12 protein-coding genes are annotated in these 16581 nt (G+C 72.7%); 4 read left to right on the top strand and 8 right to left on the bottom strand.

Annotation, left to right across the window (positions count from 1 at the left end; all coding sequences use genetic code 11):
- The first annotated feature begins 1 nt into the window (after position 1).
- On the top strand, positions 2 to 3280 hold the full coding sequence (locus ACWER9_RS16415) for a lamin tail domain-containing protein (protein ID WP_452302609.1): 3279 nt from the start codon (positions 2 to 4) through the stop codon (positions 3278 to 3280).
- Between the two features lie 541 nt (positions 3281 to 3821).
- Here ACWER9_RS16415 and hemB read toward each other — a convergent pair.
- Genes hemB through ACWER9_RS16390 form a run of 5 tightly spaced genes read right to left on the bottom strand, consistent with a single transcriptional unit; the run spans position 3822 to position 9613 of the window.
- Positions 3822 to 4805, bottom strand: a complete 984-nt coding sequence (gene hemB / locus ACWER9_RS16410) for a porphobilinogen synthase (protein ID WP_452302608.1) — start codon at positions 4803 to 4805, stop codon at positions 3822 to 3824.
- A gap of 20 nt (positions 4806 to 4825) precedes the next feature.
- Positions 4826 to 6406 carry a bifunctional uroporphyrinogen-III C-methyltransferase/uroporphyrinogen-III synthase gene (locus tag ACWER9_RS16405; protein WP_030329750.1) on the bottom strand — a complete coding sequence of 527 codons (1581 nt, stop codon included), beginning with the start codon at positions 6404 to 6406 and terminating at the stop codon, positions 4826 to 4828.
- Positions 6403 to 7398 (bottom strand): hydroxymethylbilane synthase, encoded by a 996-nt coding sequence (hemC, locus tag ACWER9_RS16400; protein WP_452302607.1) that lies wholly within the window; start codon positions 7396 to 7398, stop codon positions 6403 to 6405. The genes ACWER9_RS16405 and hemC overlap by 4 nt, the downstream gene beginning before the upstream one ends.
- The gene (locus ACWER9_RS16395) at positions 7395 to 8846 is read right to left on the bottom strand and encodes a glutamyl-tRNA reductase (protein WP_452302606.1); all 1452 of its coding nucleotides are present in this window, start codon (positions 8844 to 8846) and stop codon (positions 7395 to 7397) included. The genes hemC and ACWER9_RS16395 overlap by 4 nt, the downstream gene beginning before the upstream one ends.
- Positions 8843 to 9613: a redox-sensing transcriptional repressor Rex gene (locus ACWER9_RS16390; protein ID WP_357356203.1), complete on the bottom strand. Its 771-nt coding sequence runs from the start codon at positions 9611 to 9613 to the stop codon at positions 8843 to 8845. Before ACWER9_RS16390 ends, ACWER9_RS16395 begins: the two co-directional genes overlap by 4 nt.
- 464 nt (positions 9614 to 10077) lie before the next feature.
- Here ACWER9_RS16390 and ACWER9_RS16385 point away from each other — a divergent pair, with 464 nt between their 5' ends.
- On the top strand, positions 10078 to 11382 hold the full coding sequence (locus ACWER9_RS16385) for a sensor histidine kinase (protein ID WP_452302605.1): 1305 nt from the start codon (positions 10078 to 10080) through the stop codon (positions 11380 to 11382).
- 226 nt (positions 11383 to 11608) lie between these two features.
- The gene (locus tag ACWER9_RS16380) at positions 11609 to 12265 is read left to right on the top strand and encodes a response regulator (protein ID WP_452302641.1); all 657 of its coding nucleotides are present in this window, start codon (positions 11609 to 11611) and stop codon (positions 12263 to 12265) included.
- Here the strand turns inward: ACWER9_RS16380 and ACWER9_RS16375 are convergent.
- From ACWER9_RS16375 to ACWER9_RS16365, 3 genes are read right to left on the bottom strand one after another with little or no spacing between them, the layout of a single operon-like run.
- The gene (locus ACWER9_RS16375; protein WP_452302604.1) at positions 12246 to 12908 is read right to left on the bottom strand and encodes an HAD family hydrolase; all 663 of its coding nucleotides are present in this window, start codon (positions 12906 to 12908) and stop codon (positions 12246 to 12248) included. The genes ACWER9_RS16380 and ACWER9_RS16375 overlap by 20 nt on opposite strands.
- Positions 12909 to 12928: 20 nt before the next feature.
- Complete coding sequence (locus ACWER9_RS16370) at positions 12929 to 13183, bottom strand: glutaredoxin family protein (protein ID WP_357356194.1); 255 nt, start codon at positions 13181 to 13183, stop codon at positions 12929 to 12931.
- Positions 13173 to 14780 (bottom strand): AMP-binding protein, encoded by a 1608-nt coding sequence (locus tag ACWER9_RS16365; RefSeq protein WP_452302603.1) that lies wholly within the window; start codon positions 14778 to 14780, stop codon positions 13173 to 13175. The genes ACWER9_RS16370 and ACWER9_RS16365 overlap by 11 nt, the downstream gene beginning before the upstream one ends.
- Before the next feature lie 587 nt (positions 14781 to 15367).
- Here ACWER9_RS16365 and ACWER9_RS16360 point away from each other — a divergent pair.
- Positions 15368 to 16318, top strand: coding sequence for an ECF subfamily RNA polymerase sigma factor, BldN family (locus ACWER9_RS16360; RefSeq protein ID WP_452302602.1), 951 nt, complete (start codon positions 15368 to 15370; stop codon positions 16316 to 16318).
- Positions 16319 to 16581: the final 263 nt, after the last annotated feature.

Genomic DNA, 16581 nt, shown 5'->3' with positions numbered 1-16581 from the left:
TATGCGCCCGCGCCGCTCAATCGCCGCGCTCGCGACCGCCACCGCCGCCGTGACAGTCACGGCGCTCGGCGTCGCACCCACCGCGGCCAGCGCCGCGCCCACCGACCTGTTCATCTCCGAGTACGTCGAGGGTTCGTCGAACAACAAGGCGATCGAGCTGTTCAACGGCACGGGCGCCGCCGTCGACCTGACGGCCGGCGGCTACCAGCTACAGCTCTACTTCAACGGCTCCACGACGGCCACCACCATCGCCCTCACCGGGAACGTGGCCGCGGGTGACGCGTTCGTGTTCGCAAGCGCCTCGGCCGGGGCCGCCGTCCTCGCCCAGGCCGACCAGACCACCGGGGCGAGCCTCTTCAACGGTGACGACGCCATCGTGCTGCGCCGGGGCACCACGGTGCTCGACTCGATCGGTCAGGTGGGTGTCGACCCGGGCACCGAGTGGGGTGCCGGCGTCACCAGCACGGCGGACAACACCCTGCGCCGACTGCCGAACGTGACGGCCGGTGACACCGACCCGTCGGACGCGTTCGACCCGGCCGCGCAGTGGGCGGGCTTCCCCGTCGACACGTTCGACGGGTTGGGTGCGCACACCGTGGACGGCGGTGGCCCGGTCGACGTGCCGGCCACCCTGACCTGTGGTGGGCCACTCGTCACCATCGGCGGCACGGCCGCGAGCCGCGAGGTGACCGCCGTCGACCCCGACGACACGATCGTCGACCTGGCGGTCACCGCGATCAGCCCGAGCCCCACCTCCGGCTCGATCACCCGTACCGCGTTCACCCCTGCCGACGCTGTGGGCGGCACCGCCCGCGCCACGGTCGGCGTGAGCGCCGACCTCACCGCCGGGGCGTACACCGTCACCCTGACCGCGACCGACGCGGGCGGTGGCACCGCAAGCTGCGCGCTTGCCGTGCAGGTGACCCGCGAGCTGACCGTCGGCGAGGTGCAGGGTCCGACCACCGACGCCGAGTCCGGCCCGACCGACCGCTCGCCCCTCGCGCCGGCGAGCGGCAACGGCACGAGCAGCACGATGTACGACGTACGCGGCGTGATCACCCAGCTGACCCTGGCCCGCACCTCGGCCGGAGCGGACCAGCACGGGTTCTTCCTACAGAGCCGCCTTGGTGACACCGACGGTGACCCGACCAGCTCCGACGGCATCTTCGTGTTCATGGGCGCGTTCACCTCGCTGATCGGCGGTTACGTGCCGATGGTCGGCGACGAGGTCGTCCTGCGGGCCCGGGTGTCGGAGTACTACACCTTCACCCAGCTCTCCGGCGCGTCACTGGTCCGCCGGATCGGCGGTGGCCTGAACGTGGACACGGCGGTCGCGGTGACCGATGCCGTGCCGCCGACAGTGCTGGCCGACGCGCAGCGCTTCTGGGAGCGGCACGAGGGTTCCCGGATGCGGGTACGCGCCGGCAGCGGCGCGGTGAGCGGCCGGGACGTCTTCTCCTCCACCGCCGACGCGGAGCTGTGGGTGGTGGACCGCGACGACCCGTTGCTGGACCGCGCCGACCCGTACGCCAGGCGGGTCTTCCGCGACTCGCACCCGCTGGACAACGACCCGACCCGCCGCTTCGACGACGGCAACGGCCAGCGGACGCTGCTCGGCAGCATGGGCGTGAAGGCCACCACCGGGGACAGCGCCGCGCTGCTCCCGCCGGCGCACACCTTCGACACGCTGCGGGCGGACGCGGTGGGCGGGGTCTACTACTCGTTCGAGAAGTACGGCGTCCAGGTCGAGCGGGCGGACTTCGCCGCCGGGGCCGACCCGTCGAGGAACAACCCGCCCAAGCCGGCCGACCGGTCGCAGGAGGTGGCCGTGGCCACCTACAACGTGGAGAACCTGTACGACTACCGGGACGACCCGTTCGACGGCTGCGACTTCGCCGGCAACGCCGGGTGCACCGGGGTCAGTCCGCCGTTCGACTACGTACCGGCAAGCGAGGCGGAGTACCGCGCGCAGTTGGCCGCGCTCGCCGACCAGATCGTCAAGGACCTGCACGCACCGGATCTGATCCTGGTGCAGGAGGCCGAGGACCAGGACATCTGCACCGTCTCCGGAGCCGCGTTGAGCTGCGGTGACACCGACAACGCCGATGGCGCTCCGGACAGCATCCAGGAGTTGGCGCTCACCGTGGCGGCGGCCGGCGGGCCCGCGTACGCCGCTGCTTATGACCGGACCGGCGCGGACGCCCGCGGTATCACCGCGGCCTTCCTGTACCGCACGGACCGGGTGTCCCTCGCGGCCGCGACGGCGGACGACCCCCTGTTGGGTTCGGCGCCCACGGTGCAGTACCGGGCCCCGGGGCTGCCGGCCAACGCCGACGTGCAGAACCCGAAGGCGCTGAACGCCGTGTTGCCGTCGGACGTGGACACCTCCACCGGCAAGGACGGGAACAACGTCTTCACCCGTGCTCCGCAGCTCGGCAGGTTCAGTGTGGCGGCGGCGCCGGGTTCGGCCGAGCGGTTCACCCTGTACGCGCTCAGCAACCACTACTCGTCCGGGCCGGACAGCCGGGTCGGGCAGCGGCGGGAGCAGGCGCGCTACGGCGCGGCGATCGTCACCGCGATCGAGGCGGCGGACCAGACCGCCCGGGTCGTCTACGGCGGGGACCTGAACGTGTTCCCGCGCCCGGACGATCCCATCGCCACCGGAGAGCAGCCCACACCGTCGGACCAGCTCGCGCCGCTCTACGAGGCGGGCCTGCACAACCTGTGGGACAACCTCGTGGCGGACGTGCCGGCCTCCGCCTACTCGTACAGTTTCGAGGGGCAGGCGCAGACTCTCGACCACCTGTTCGTCAACGACGCGTTCTACGGCGACCTGGTGCAGGTGCGAGCGGCGCACATCAACGCCGACTGGCCGGCGGAGTTCGCCGGTGACGGGTCCCGGGGTTCGAGTGACCACGACCCGCAGGTGGCCCGGTTCCGGTCCCGGGCGTCGTTGACAGTTGCCGACGCGACGGTGGCCGAGGGCGACCAGGGCACCCGGCAGCTCACCTTCAGCGCCACCGTGTCCCGGCCGCTGTCCCAGCCGGTGCTGCTCTGCGCCGCGACCGTCGGCCTCACGGCCCAGGTGGGCTCGGACTTCGACGCGTACGCCGGCTGCAAGGTGCTGGCCGCCGGGCAGACGTCGGTGGCCTTCCCGGTGTCGGTGCGCGGTGACCGCAGGCGGGAGGCGGACGAGAAGTTGACCCTGCTGGTGGCCGGCGTGCCCGGCCTCCGGCTGGCCGATCCGCTCGCAACCGGAACGATCACCAACGACGACTGATTTCGGAGTGGTCGACGACGGCCCGCCGAACCCCAGCCGGGGCGGCGGGCCGTCGCCGGTCCGGCGTCAGCCGTACCGCCAGCGCTGCGGCGGTGGTGGATCACCGCGGTGCTTGGCTACCCGCACCCACCCCTGCCCGTCGGGCCAGCTCGCGCTGGCTGAGGTCGCCGTGGCGGCGGACCGCCCTGACGATGCCGACAACCGGCCATGGGATGTCGGAGGGCTCGCTCGGTAGGTCGTCCATGCCTCCACCGTTGCTTCCGCTCAGGCGTCGAAGTCGTGGGCTTTGAGCAGCACGTCCTCGATGCGACGGAGCAGGGACGCAATCCCTGACGTGTCCCCTTTGCTCTGCACCCTGATAAGCGCCACGCTGATCAGCGCCGGTCGAGGACCTTAGCCGGCGCGTCCGCGGGTGCAGAGCAAAGCCAAACACGGGGACACCAGGGGGTCGGGTTCCGTCACGGTCAGCGCCCGGAATCCGCCCGACAAGAACCGGACCGCGCGAGCCGGACCTCAACGGTCACGGCCGCAGACGGTCCGCTCAGTATCGCTGGCGAAACAGGTTGGCGGCCTCGACGGCCCAGTAGGTGAGGATGACCTGCGCGCCAGCCCGCTTGATCGAGGTGAGCGTCTCCAGCATCACCCGCTCGCGGTCGATCCAGCCGTTCGCGGCGGCCGCCTCGACCATCGCGTACTCGCCGGAAACCTGATAGGCGGCTACCGGGACGTCCACCGCGGCCCGCACCGCCGCCACCACGTCGAGGTACGGCAGCGCCGGCTTGACCATCACCAGATCCGCGCCCTCGGCGACGTCGAGCGCGACCTCGCGCAGCGACTCGCGCAGGTTGGCCGGATCCTGCTGGTAGGTGCGCCGGTCGCCCTCAAGCGCCGACTCCACCGCCTCCCGGAACGGGCCGTAGAACGCGGAGGCGTACTTGGCGGCGTACGCCAGCACGGCGACGTCCTGGTGCCCGGCGGCGTCGAGCGCCCGACGTACCACGCCGACCTGGCCGTCCATCATCCCGGACGGCCCGACCATGCCGACCCCGGCGGCGGCCTGGGCCACCGCCATCTCGGCGTAGGCGGCGAGGGTGGAGTCGTTGTCGACCTCGCCGTCGGGGGTGAGCAGCCCGCAGTGCCCGTGTGAGGTGAACTCGTCGAGGCACAGGTCGCTCATCACCACCGTGGCGTCGCCCACCTCGGCCACCACGTCGCGGATGGCGACGTTGAGGATCCCGTTCGGGTCGATGCCGCCGGAGCCGGTCGGGTCCCGCTGTTCCGGCACGCCGAAGAGCATGATCCCGCCGACACCCGCCTGGACCGCCTCGGCCGCCGCCTTGCGCAGCGAGTCCCGGGAGTGCTGGAGCACCCCCGGGAGCGAGCTGATGGCGCGGGGCTCGGTCAGCCCCTCCTTGACGAACATCGGCACGACCAGCTCGGCCGGGTCGACCCGGGTCTCGGACACCAGCCGGCGGACCGCCGGGGTGCGGCGCAGCCGGCGGGGCCGGATCTCCGGGTACGACATGGCAGAGCCTCCTCGAACGACTACCGGAAGCGCAGGGCGGTCGGGCCCTGCACCTTCGAGCCACGGCGCTGCTTGGCCGGCATGGCGGCCAGCTTCTCGCGCAACTCGACGGCGTAGGCGGCGAGCGCCTCCACCAGGTCGGGCACCGAGGCGTGCGGCGGCTGGACGTCGACCCGCAGGCCGAACTCCGTCGCGGTCTCCGCGGTCTTGGGCCCAATGACGGCAACAACGGTCCGGGCGTGCGGCTTCCCGGCGATGCCGACCAGATTGCGCACGGTGGACGACGAGGTGAAGAGCACCGCGTCGAACCCTCCCGACTTGATCGCGTCGCGGATCTCGGCGGGCGGCGGAGCGGCCCGCACCGTCCGGTACGCGGTCACGTCGTCGACCTCCCAGCCACGCTCGGTCAGCCCGGCGGCGAGCGTCTCGGTGGCGATGTCGGCGCGCGGCAGCAGCACCCGGCCCACCGGGTCGAGGATCTCGTCGTGCGGCGAGAACTCGGCCAGCAGACCCTCGGAGGACTGCTCCCCGGCGGGGATCAGCTCCGGCTGGATGCCGAACGCGCGGACCGCGTCGGCGGTGGCCTCACCGATGCAGGCGATCTTGACGCCGCCGAAGTGCCGGGCGTCCAGGCCGTGCTCGGCGAACTTCTCCCAGACCGCGCGGACCGCGTTCACCGACGTGAAGATCACCCAGGCGTACCGGCCGTCGACCAGGCCCTTGACCGCCCGCTCCATCTGCGCCGGGGTACGCGGCGGCTCGACCGCAATGGTCGGCACCTCGCACGGGATCGCCCCGTACGCCCGCAGTCGGGCACTCATCGCGCCGGCCTGCTCCTTGGTGCGGGGTACGAGCACCTTCCAGCCGTACAGCGGGCGGTTCTCCCACCAGCTCAGCTTGTCGCGCTGCCCCACGCCGACACCGACGGTGAGCACCACCCGGCCGGTGAAACCGAGCGCGGCGGCCACGAAGCTGTCCACGGTCGACGTGGTCGTGTACTGGGTCTCGCCGGTGCCGTCGCCGGTCACCCCGACGCCGGTGGTGCCGTCGACCCCGGCGGCGAGCAGCCCGTCCCGGACGGCGGCGAGGTCACCGGCGTCCACGGCGAGCGCGAGCGAACCCCGGCCGACGGCCGTGGCCAGTGCCTCGAAGTCAAGTGCGCTGACGTCCTCGACGTCGGCGGCCGTACGCACACCCGGCAGCGGAACACCGGCGTAGGTGGCCACACCCTCGGCCTGGCCGACGCCGGGCACCACCTCGAAGTGGGCGGCGGTGCGGGCCACGGCCTGCACCTCCTTGACCACCGAGTCGTGCCCGAACGGGTCGCCGGCGACCAGGTGCACCGCGTTCAGCCCGGAGCGGGCCGCGGAGATCAGCACCTTCGCCACGTCGCCCGGCGCGCCCTCGGCCGGGGTGAACTCTGCATCGTCGGAGGCCTCGGCGCGAACGACGGCGAGCAACGACTCGGGGACGCCCCGGTCGTAGATCACCTGGTCGGCGTCGACCAGGGCGTCGTGGGCCCGACGGGTCAGCAGGCCCGGGTCACCGGGGCCAGCCCCGACGAACGCGATACGGCCGACGGGCTTACGGGTGCGGGTCATTCTGTGCTCCCAAATTGCTGGGTCCCCGGGCCGGTGTGTCCTTCGTGGCCGAGGATCGAGTCGGCGCCGAGGTCGAGGAGTTCGGCGGCAAGTGCCTTACCGATCTCCGCCGCGTCGGCGGGCGTTCCGGTGCGGGACAGCCGGAGGTCACGAGTGCCGTCCGGGCTGATCACCGCCCCGCGCAGGTAGATCTCATGGACAACATCGCCTTCGGCGGCTGAGCCAACAGGCTCGCCTTCGGCGAGGATGGCATAGGCGGCGACGGGTGCGCTGCACCCGGCCTCCAGGGTTGCCAGAAACGCACGTTCCGCGGTGACCGCGGCACGCGACGGTGCGTGGTCGAGCACTGCGAGCAGCTCGACCAGGTCCTGGTCGTCGACCCGGCACTCCACGGCCAGCGCACCCTGAGCGGGCGCGGGCAGCATCAGCATCGGGTCAAGCGATTCGGTGATCACGTCGAGCCGACCGAGTCGGGCCAGCCCGGCCCGGGCCAGGACGACGGCGTCCAGGTCGGCCTCGGGGCCGAGCACCCGCGCCAGCCGGGTGTCGACGTTGCCGCGGATCGGGGTGACCTCCAGTTGCAGGCCGAGGGCGTGCAGCTGGGCGATCCGGCGCAGCGCGCCGGTGCCCACGGTGGCCCCGGGCTGCAGCTCGGCGAGCGTCCGGCCGGCGCGGGCCACCAACGCGTCGCGCGGGTCCTGCCGGGCCGGCACCGCCGCGATGTGCAGCCCGCCGGCGGCAGCGGTGGGCAGGTCCTTGTACGAGTGCACCGCGAAGTCGATCGTCTTGGCGGTCAGCGCGTCACGCAGGGCGGAGACGAACACCCCGACGCCGAGCCGGTGCACCGGCGCGTGGGAGCGGTCGCCCGCGGTGACGACCTCGACCAGCTCGACGGGGCGGCCGGTGGCGGCGGTCACCGCCTCGGCGACCTGGCCGGACTGGGCCATCGCCAGGGCACTGCCCCGGGTGCCGAGGCGCAGGGGGGCGGTCATCGCGCGCCTCCGGTGGGTGGGGTCGGCTCGGCCGCGTCGACGCCGGCCACCGCGTCAGCGCCGGAAAGCGCGTCGGCGCCGGCCACCGCGTCGATGCCGGAGAGCGCGTCGGTGCCGGGCAGCGACAGGCCGAGGTCGGGGGTCAGCACCTCCGGGACGGTGTCGACAGGCGAGGTCTGCGGCACCTCGAGGTCGAACAGCTCGCGCAGCAGTGCCGCGTACTGGTCGCCGCCGGGCTCCGCCGCCAACTGGCGAACCTTGACGGTGGGCTGGTGCAGCAGCCGCTGCACGACCCGGTGCACCGTGCGGGCCACCTCGGCCCGCAGGTCGTCGCCGAGGTCGGGGCGACGCTGCGCCAACCGGCGCAGCTCGGTGGTGACCACGTCGTCGGCCCGGCCACGCAGCGCGGCGACCGTGGGTGCCACGTCGGCGCCGCGCAGCCAGGTGAGGAAGCCCTCCACCTCGCCGAGCACGATGCGTTCGACGGCCGCGGCGTCGGCCGCCGCCGGCCCGTCGGCGAGCAGCGCCGCCATCCGGTCGATGTCGATGACCTCGACGCCGGGAAGGTCGGCGACTCCCTCCTCGACGTCGCGCGGGACGGCCAGGTCGAGCAGGACCAGCGGACCCCGGGCCGGGTCACGGTCGGCGAGCGCCGTGGTGACCACCGCCCGGGTGAGGACCGGTTCGGTGGACGCGGTGGCGGCCACTACGATGTCCACTGTGGATAGGGTGTCGGCCAGTTTGGTCATCGGCGCGGCACTTGCCCCGTACGACTCGGCGAGCCGGACGGCCCGGTCGGCGCCCCGGTTGCTGACGGTGAGCGGCCCGGCGCCCAGTCGGGACAGCGTGGCCACCCCGAGGGAGCCCATCGCGCCGGCGCCGACGACCAGGGCCGGGTGGCCGGCGAGGTCACCGTCGAGGTGCCCGGCGGCCAGCTCCAGCGCGGCGGTGACGACGCTCTGGCCGGCCCGGTCGATGCCAGTCTCGGCGTGAGCCCGCTTGCCGACCCGCAGCGCCTGCTGCATCAGCTCGTGCAGCAGGCGGCCGGCCGAGTCGGCGCCGGTGGCCCAGTGGTACGCGTCACGCAGCTGGCCGAGGATCTGCGCCTCGCCCACGACCATCGAGTCCAGGCCGGTGGCGACCCGGAAGACGTGGTCCACGGCGGCGGTGTCGTAGTGCACGTAGAGGTGGCTGGCGAGCGCTGTCGGCGAGCTGCCGGCCTGCTCGGCAAGCACGGCGCAGATGTCGCCGAGCCCACCGTGGAAACCGGACACGGCGGCGTAGACCTCCACCCGGTTGCAGGTGGAGACGATCACCGCCTCGGCGACGTACGGCTGGGCGACCAGGCGGTCGAGTGTGCGGGTCAGGTCGGCGGGGGGCACGGCCAGCTGCTCCAGCGTGGCGACCGGGGCGGTCCGGTAGGACGCGCCGACGACGAGCAGTTTCACGTGCCGATCGCCTCCTGGGTGTCGGTGGCCGCGAACCCGCCCGGCAGGGCGGTGAGAGCGGACCCGCCGGTGGCGGGCAACGCGGTCAGCGACGCCTTGCGGTGCTCGTGGAAGGACAGAATCTGCAGCTCGATGGCGAGGTCGACCTTGCGCACGTCGACCCCCTCCGGAACCGAGAGTACGCACGGCGCGAAGTTGAGGATGCTCGTCACGCCGACGGCGACCAGTTGGTCGGCGACCTGCTGGGCGGCGGCGGCCGGGGTGGCGATCACGCCGATCGCGAGGGATTCCTCCGCGGCGACCGCCGGCAGGTCGTCGACATGCCGGACCACCAGGCCGTTGATCTCCTCGCCAACCCGGGAGGGATCGGCGTCGAGCAGTGCGGCAATCCGGAAGCCCCGGCTGGCGAAGCCGTCGTAGCCGGCCAGAGCGTGACCGAGATTACCCACCCCGACCAGGGCGACCGCCCGGCGTTGAGTGAGCCCGAGCACATACTCGATCTGCTCGATCAGCAGCGCGACGTCGTAGCCGACGCCCCGGGTGCCGTACGAGCCGAGGTGCGAGAGGTCCTTGCGGAGCTTGGCGGAGTTGACCCCGGCGGCGGCGGAGAGGCCCTCGCTGGAGACCGTCTCGTGCCCGGCGTCGGCGAGGTTGTGCAGCGCGCGCAGGTACTCCGGGAGCCGAGCGACGGTCGCCTCGGGCAGGTCCGGGAGCGTCGGTACGGCACCGGCGCGGCCGGGCGCGCCTGGGTGACGGTGCTGACTCATGAGACTCCGTGCGGTGCGATCCTCGGCCAACTCCGCTGGTCGGCCGTTTGTGGACTCCCGCTGGCGACCGAGATTGCCGGCTGTGCTAGCAGGGCGCGTCGGAGTCACAGCGTAGGCGCTTGTGAAGACGTGCACAAATCGCGATCTTGCCGCTGCGTGGCGCGACCTCACCAGCCCCTCCATTCCACAAGATCGATTGAACGGCCTGGTCCGCTCGCCGCCCGGGCGATTATTGCTCAATCCCGACTTCTCTGACCAATCCCGCGCCGGCCCGCCGCCCATGCCCCGCGATCTTGCAGTTCCTGTCCCTGCCTTCCGCTCGTAGCGGGGCAAATCCACAACCGTAAGTGCAAGATCGGCGGGGGCAGGGCGACCACGGCGCGGGGCAGGGTAGGGGCAGCCCTACGACGGAGAGGCGGGGTTTCGGGATGGGGGCGAGCGGTCCCGCTGCCTAGCCTTTTGGCATGACCACCGTTGCCGCCACCAGCGCCCGACCGCCGCTGGCACCGAGCATCCCCCGCCAACTCCTCGTCGACTCCGGCTACGTGCTGCTCGGCCTACCCCTGGGGCTGGCCAGCTTCGTCGTCCTCATCGTCGGCCTCTCGGTGGGCGTCGGCCTGGTCGTCACCGTGATCGGCCTCCCGATCCTCAGCGGCACCCTGTACGCCGCCCGTGGCCTTGCCGACATCGAGCGGCTGCGGATGGCCGCGGTGCTCCGGCAGCCCCGGATCCGGCCGAGCTACCGGCTGCCCGAGGCGGGAGCGAACGCCTGGCGCCGAATCTTCGTGCCGATCCGGGACGCCCAGTCGTGGCTCGACCTGGCACACGGCATCGTGCGGTTGATCGCGGCCGTGGGCACCTTCGTGGTGACGATGGTCTGGTGGGCCATCGCGATCGCCGGCTCCCTCTACTGGGCCTACGACTGGGCCATCCCCCACCCGTCCGGCGAGGGTGACCAGGATCTGGCGCAACTGCTCGGCCTGGGCGACTCGACCACCGCCCGGATCGGGCTGCACACCGCGCTCGGGGTGTTCTTCCTGATCACCCTGCCGATCGTGGTGCGGGGTTGCGCTCTGCTCCAGGCCAGCTTCGCCAAGGCCATGCTGACCGGGGTGGCCGAGATGCGCGACCGGATCACCGTGCTGGAGGAGCAGAAGCGGGCCGCCGTGTCCGCCGAGGCCTCCGCGCTCCGCCGGTTGGAACGTGACATCCACGACGGCCCCCAGCAGCGCCTGGTCCGGCTGGCGATGGACCTCAGCCGAGCCCGGATGCAGCTCGCCTCCGACCCGGACGCGGCGGGCCAGACCATCGACGAGGCGGTCACCCAGACCCGGGACACGCTTGCCGAGCTGCGGGCGCTGTCCCGGGGCATCGCCCCGCCGATCCTGGTCGACCGGGGCCTGCCAAGTGCTCTCGCCGCGATCGCCGGACGCGGGCTGATCCCGATCGAACTCCAGGTGGACCCGCAGCTCGGCACCCCGGCCGGGCGGCTCGACCCGGTGGTGGAGAACACCGCGTACTTCGTGGTGTCCGAGGCGCTGACGAACGTCGCCAAGCACAGCCGGGCCACCGAGGCCACGGTGGCCGTGGCCCGGCGGGGCACCCACCTGCAGGTGCGCGTGGGCGACGACGGGCAGGGCGGCGCGCACCTGGCGAAGGGGCACGGGCTGGCCGGCATCGCCGACCGGGTCCGGGCCGCCGGTGGCGAGTTGATGGTGGTCAGCCCGACCGGCGGCCCCACCGAGATCCGCGCCGAGCTTCCCCTGTGAGCGCGAGGAGTGAGCCGGGTTTGCGAGCCCCGCAGTCGCGAACCAAGAAGACGCTGTGAGCGCGAGGAGTAAGCCGGGTTTGCGAGCCCCGCAGTCGCGAACCAAGAAGACGCTGTGAGCGCGAGGAGTAAGCCGGGTTTGCGAGCCCCGCAGTCGCGAACGAAGGAGTTGCTGTGAGCGGCCGGATGCCGCCGCGACGGGGAGCGACGTGGTAGACAACACAGCCATGCGCATCGTGATCGCCGACGACGCCGTCCTGCTCCGGGAGGGGCTGGTCCGGCTGCTGACCGAGAGCGGGCACCAGGTGGTGGCCGCCGTCGGAGACGGTGCCGCCCTTGTCGAGGCGGTGGTCGAGCACCGGCCCGACGTGTCGATCGTCGACGTCCGGATGCCGCCGTCACACACCGACGAGGGGCTGCGGGCGGCGGTGGAGGCGCGTCAGCTGGTGCCGCGTACCCCGATCCTGGTGCTCTCCCAGTACGTCGAGGTCTCGTACGCCGATGATCTCCTGGCCACCACCGGCGGCGCCGGCGGCGGCGGGATCGGCTACCTGCTCAAGGACCGGGTGGCCGCGATCGACGAGTTCCTGGACGCGTTGCGCCGGGTTGCGGGCGGCGGCACGGTGCTCGACCCGGAGGTGGTCGGTCAGCTCTTCGCCCGACGCCGCCGCGACGACCCGCTGCGGGAGCTGACCCCCCGCGAGCGCGAGGTGCTCGCCCTGATGGCCGAGGGGCGCTCGAACACCGCCATCGCGCGCGCCCTGGTGGTGAGCGACGGCGCGGTGGAGAAGCACGTGCGCAACATCTTCACCAAGCTCACCCTGCCACCGGACACCGAACAGCACCGGCGGGTGCTCGCCGTCCTCACCTATCTGCGGAACTGACCTCCCGGGCCAGGGCCACCGCGTCGGTGAGCGTGTCGGCGACCGGGTGACCGGAGGCGCGCAGCCGGCCCGGGTCGGTGAAGCCGCCGGTGTAGAGCACGGCACGGCCGCCCACCGCGAGCGCCGCGTCCGCGTCGTCGAGGGAGTCGCCGATCAGCACCACGGAGGCGCCGTCCACGCCCAGCTCGGCCAGGTGCAGCTTGAGCGACTCGGCCTTGCGGTCACCGCCGACCGTGGCGCGCAGCCCGTCGACCCGGGTGAAGTGGCTGGTCAGGCCGTACGTGTGCACGGCCGGGACCAACTCCTCGTGAAACCACATGGACAGCAGGCTCTGGCTGCCCGGCCAGGCGGCCATCGCCGCGCGCGCGTCGGCGGCCAGCTCACAGGTGGTCAACCCGGTCCGGTACGCGTCGTGGAAGATCTTGTCCAGAAGACCGAACTCGTCGTCGTCCACTGCCTGCCCGAGCACCTCGGCGTAGTACTCGGCGATCGGCCTGCGGAACCGCACCCGGTGCTCGTCGGGGGTGACGGTCGGGCCGCCCCGGCTCGCGAACACGACGTTGGTGGCGGACACCACCAGGCTGAGGTCGTTGAGCAGGGTGCCGTTCCAGTCCCAGACGAGGTGCGGGGATGCAAGGGTCATCCGAGCACCATAGGCACTCCTCAGAGCTGGGGCGTGGTCAGGTCCCGCAGCAGCCGGTCCTCCTCGACCCGCCAGTAACCGTGCTCCTTGCCGTCGAGCATCACCACCGGAAGCCGGTCCCCGTACTCCCGCTCCAACCCCTCGTCGGCGGTGACGTCCCACTCGACCCACTTGTCGCCGGTGACCGCGACCACCCGGTCGAGCGCCGCCTTGGCGTCGTCGCAGAGGTGGCAGCCAGGGCGGGTGATCAGGGCGAGTCGGGCGTCAGTGGCCATCGGTTACCTCCGTACGGTCGGTCGGCGTCGCCGACCGGAGTTGGGCCTTGCGTACCTTGCCGATCGCCGAGTGCGGCAGGGCGTCGACGAACTCGACGGTGGTCGGGCACTTGAACCGGGCCAGGTTCCGTGCGCAGTGGGCGAGAAGCTCCTCGCTGGTCACCTGTCGGCCCTGCACCGGCACCACGTACGCCCGCACAGTCTCGCCGGTCCGCGGGTGCGGCACACCCAGTACCGCCGACTCGACCACCCCGGGGTGCCCGGCGAGGACCAGCTCGACCTCGTGCGGATAGACGTTGAACCCGTTGACGAGGATCAACTCGCCGAGCCGGTCGACCAGGAAGAGGTCGCCGTCCTCGTCGGCGTACGCGATGTCGCCGGTGCCCCACCAACCGTCGGCGTCCGGGCCGCCCCGGCCGTCGGGCCAGTAGCCGGTGAAGAGGTTGGGGCCGCTCGCGACGATCTGCCCCGGGTCGGTGCCCGGTGCCACGTCGGAGATGTCCAGGTCATCCGGGTCGTCGTCGGGGACGGCGAGCCCGTCGCGCCACAGGTCCGCCCCGTCGGCGTCGACCAGGCGGAGCCGCACACCGGGCAGCGGTCGGCCGATCGAACCCGGCTTGGCCACGCCGCCGACCAGGGTGGAGGTGAGCACCGGCGCGGTCTCGGTGAGGCCGTACCCGATGTGCACCTGATGCCCGGTGACCTCCGTGAAGCGCGCCGCGACCGCGGGTTCGAGCGGTGCCGCGCCGCAGACCGCCACCCGCACCGACGCGGTCGCCGCGCGGGCCGTGGCCGCGCCGGCCCAGGTCATGAACATCGACGGTACGCCGACGAGCACGCTGACCCGGTGCCGCGCGATCTCGTCCAGCCCCGCCGTCGGGCCCGGCTCGTCGAGCAGCACGCCTGCCGCGCCGTGGTGCACGACCGCGCCGAGCCCCGAGTTGAGCCCGTACGCGTGGAACAGCGGCAACGCGAGCAGCACGGTGTCCGTCGGCCCGACCACCGGCGGGTCGATCTGCGCGACCTGTTCGTGGTTGGCGAGCAGCGCCTGGTGCGACAGCATCGCTCCCTTGGGTCGCCCCTCGGTGCCGGAGGTGTAGAGCAGGACCGCCAGGTCGGCGCCGCCTCGTCGGGGGCGGGGTGGCGGTCCGGGCGCCTCGGCGGTCGGTGGCATGTCGTACACGCGGGTGAGCGCCGGCAGCTCGGCGGCCACGTCGGCGACCAGATCCCGCACGCGGTCGGTGGCGATCAGCACCGCCGCGCCGGAGTCGGCGAGCACGTGCCGTAGCTCCGGGGCGGTGAAGCCGGGGTTGACCGGCACGGTGACCAGCCCGGCGCGGAGGGCGCCGAGCCACGCGATCACGAAGTCCGGTGTGTTGGGCAGTGCGATGGCGACGCGGGGCGGCGTACCGCCGGGGTCGGCGGGTGGTGCGGCGGCGGACAGGCCGCGGGCGGCGGCGTCCACCGCGGCGTCCAGTTCGGACCAGCTCAGGGTGTGCTCGCGCCAGTGCAGCGCGGGCCGGTCGGCGCGGTCGCATGCCGCCCGGCGGACCCGGTCGGCGAGGTTCGGCGCGAGGCTTTCCGAGACGTCCTGCACGGTGATCGAGTCTGGCACAGCGGACGGCGACGGGCCACGCCCGACGGCCCGGGGGCGCGCGCCGAACAGGGCCGCGCAACAGTCCCATGTACGGGACTGTCCGGTGTGCCACCGGCGGTCCGATCAGGTCCTGTCGATGGGACGTGCGACGCCGGGCACCGGCACTTCGGCCGCCCCCGCCCGACCGGCCGGAGCGCCGGGCCAGCCGAACGGCCGGTGAGCCTCCGACCTGGGGATCCATCCTGGAACACCCGGTCGGCGGAAAGTCAATCGCACACGACGGACAACCGGTCCGCCGCCGGTGCGGGGGAGCGGGAAATACTTCCGCCTTGTGTAACGGACTTGCCACGCGCGGGTGACGTTGGCCCTATCATCACTCGGGTCGGGTCACCCCATTTGCCGTGAGTCGACACCCCTCAGCCCGAGGAGGCCCCCGTGCCTGTGAGCGCATTGGACCAGCACCTCCAGGGAGTTTGCCGCCCGTCGGCAACCCCCTCGACCGTCCTGCCCGACCGATCACCCGGTCGGTCCGCCCCGACGAGACCCAGACCGGCCCGCCCGGCGACCGACGGGACGGGGGCGACACGGTGACCACCTTCGGTTACGCGGAACGCCCGGTCGGCCTGACCGGCCAACCGGCCCGCTCCCACGTCAACGAGCGGCCAGCAGCCCGCGCCCCACTCGACGAGCAGCACGGCGGCGTCGTACGCGACGGCGCAGCGCAGCGGACCCGCAGCCGGACACACAACGAGCCGCCGCCGCGGCCCGCGGTGCCCGGTGGAAACGCGAAGCCAGCCGGCGGCCGGGTGGCCGTACCGCCCCGACCCGTCATGCCCGTGCAGGGGCGTCGGATAGGCGACACACCCGCGGTCACCACGGAGCCGGCGGCGGGCGAGACCGCGGTGATCCCGGCGGTGCCGGCCACCACCGCCACCACTCCGACCGGTTTCCCGAGCCGCCCGGACCCGTCCGACCCGGCAACCGAGGTCTGGACACTCATCGAGCGGGCCCAGGCCGGCGAGTCCGAGGCGTTCGGCCTGATCTACGACCGGTACGTCGACACCGTCTTCCGGTTCGTCTACTTCCGGGTCGGCAACCGGCAACTCGCCGAGGACCTCACCTCGGACACCTTCCTGCGCGCGCTCAAGCGGATCGGCAGCTTCACCTGGCAGGGCCGCGACCTCGGCGCCTGGCTGGTGACGATCGCCCGCAACCTCGTCGCGGACCACTTCAAGTCGGGCCGGTACCGGCTGGAGGTCACCACCGGCGACGTGCTCGACGCCGACCGGGAGGACCGTGGCCCGGAGGGCAGCCCGGAGGCGGCGGTGGTGGAGCACATCACCAACGTCGCGCTCCTCACCGCCGTGAAACAGCTCAACCCGGAGCAGCAGGAGTGCATCGTGCTCCGCTTCCTCCAGGGCTTCTCGGTCGCCGAGACGGCCCGCGCGATGGGCAAGAACGAGGGGGCCATCAAAGCCCTCCAGTACCGTGCCGTCCGCGCCCTGGCCCGACTCCTGCCCGACGGCTTCCAGCCGTAGTTTGTTACGGCGGGGCCGACGGGCGTCACCACGTCCGTGCAGCTCAGAGTCGGTCCCGCCCGGTGATGACCATCACTTTCCGTAATTTCGGCTCCGCCCGGCCCGTAACCCGTGCCCGGCCCGCCGCGTTTCTCCGGGTGCGACCGTTGGATGGTCCGGCAAGCCCGGGTCACCGAGGTCCGACCGGCTCGCCGGCGGCACCTCACCTCCGTGGTGTCACTCTGCCGCCCGGTCGCTGGCAACGACGGCGGCCGACCGGCCGT

It is taken from the genome of Micromonospora sp. NPDC003944 (assembly GCF_053605225.1).
This window is presented reverse-complemented; position numbering and strand designations above follow the sequence as displayed.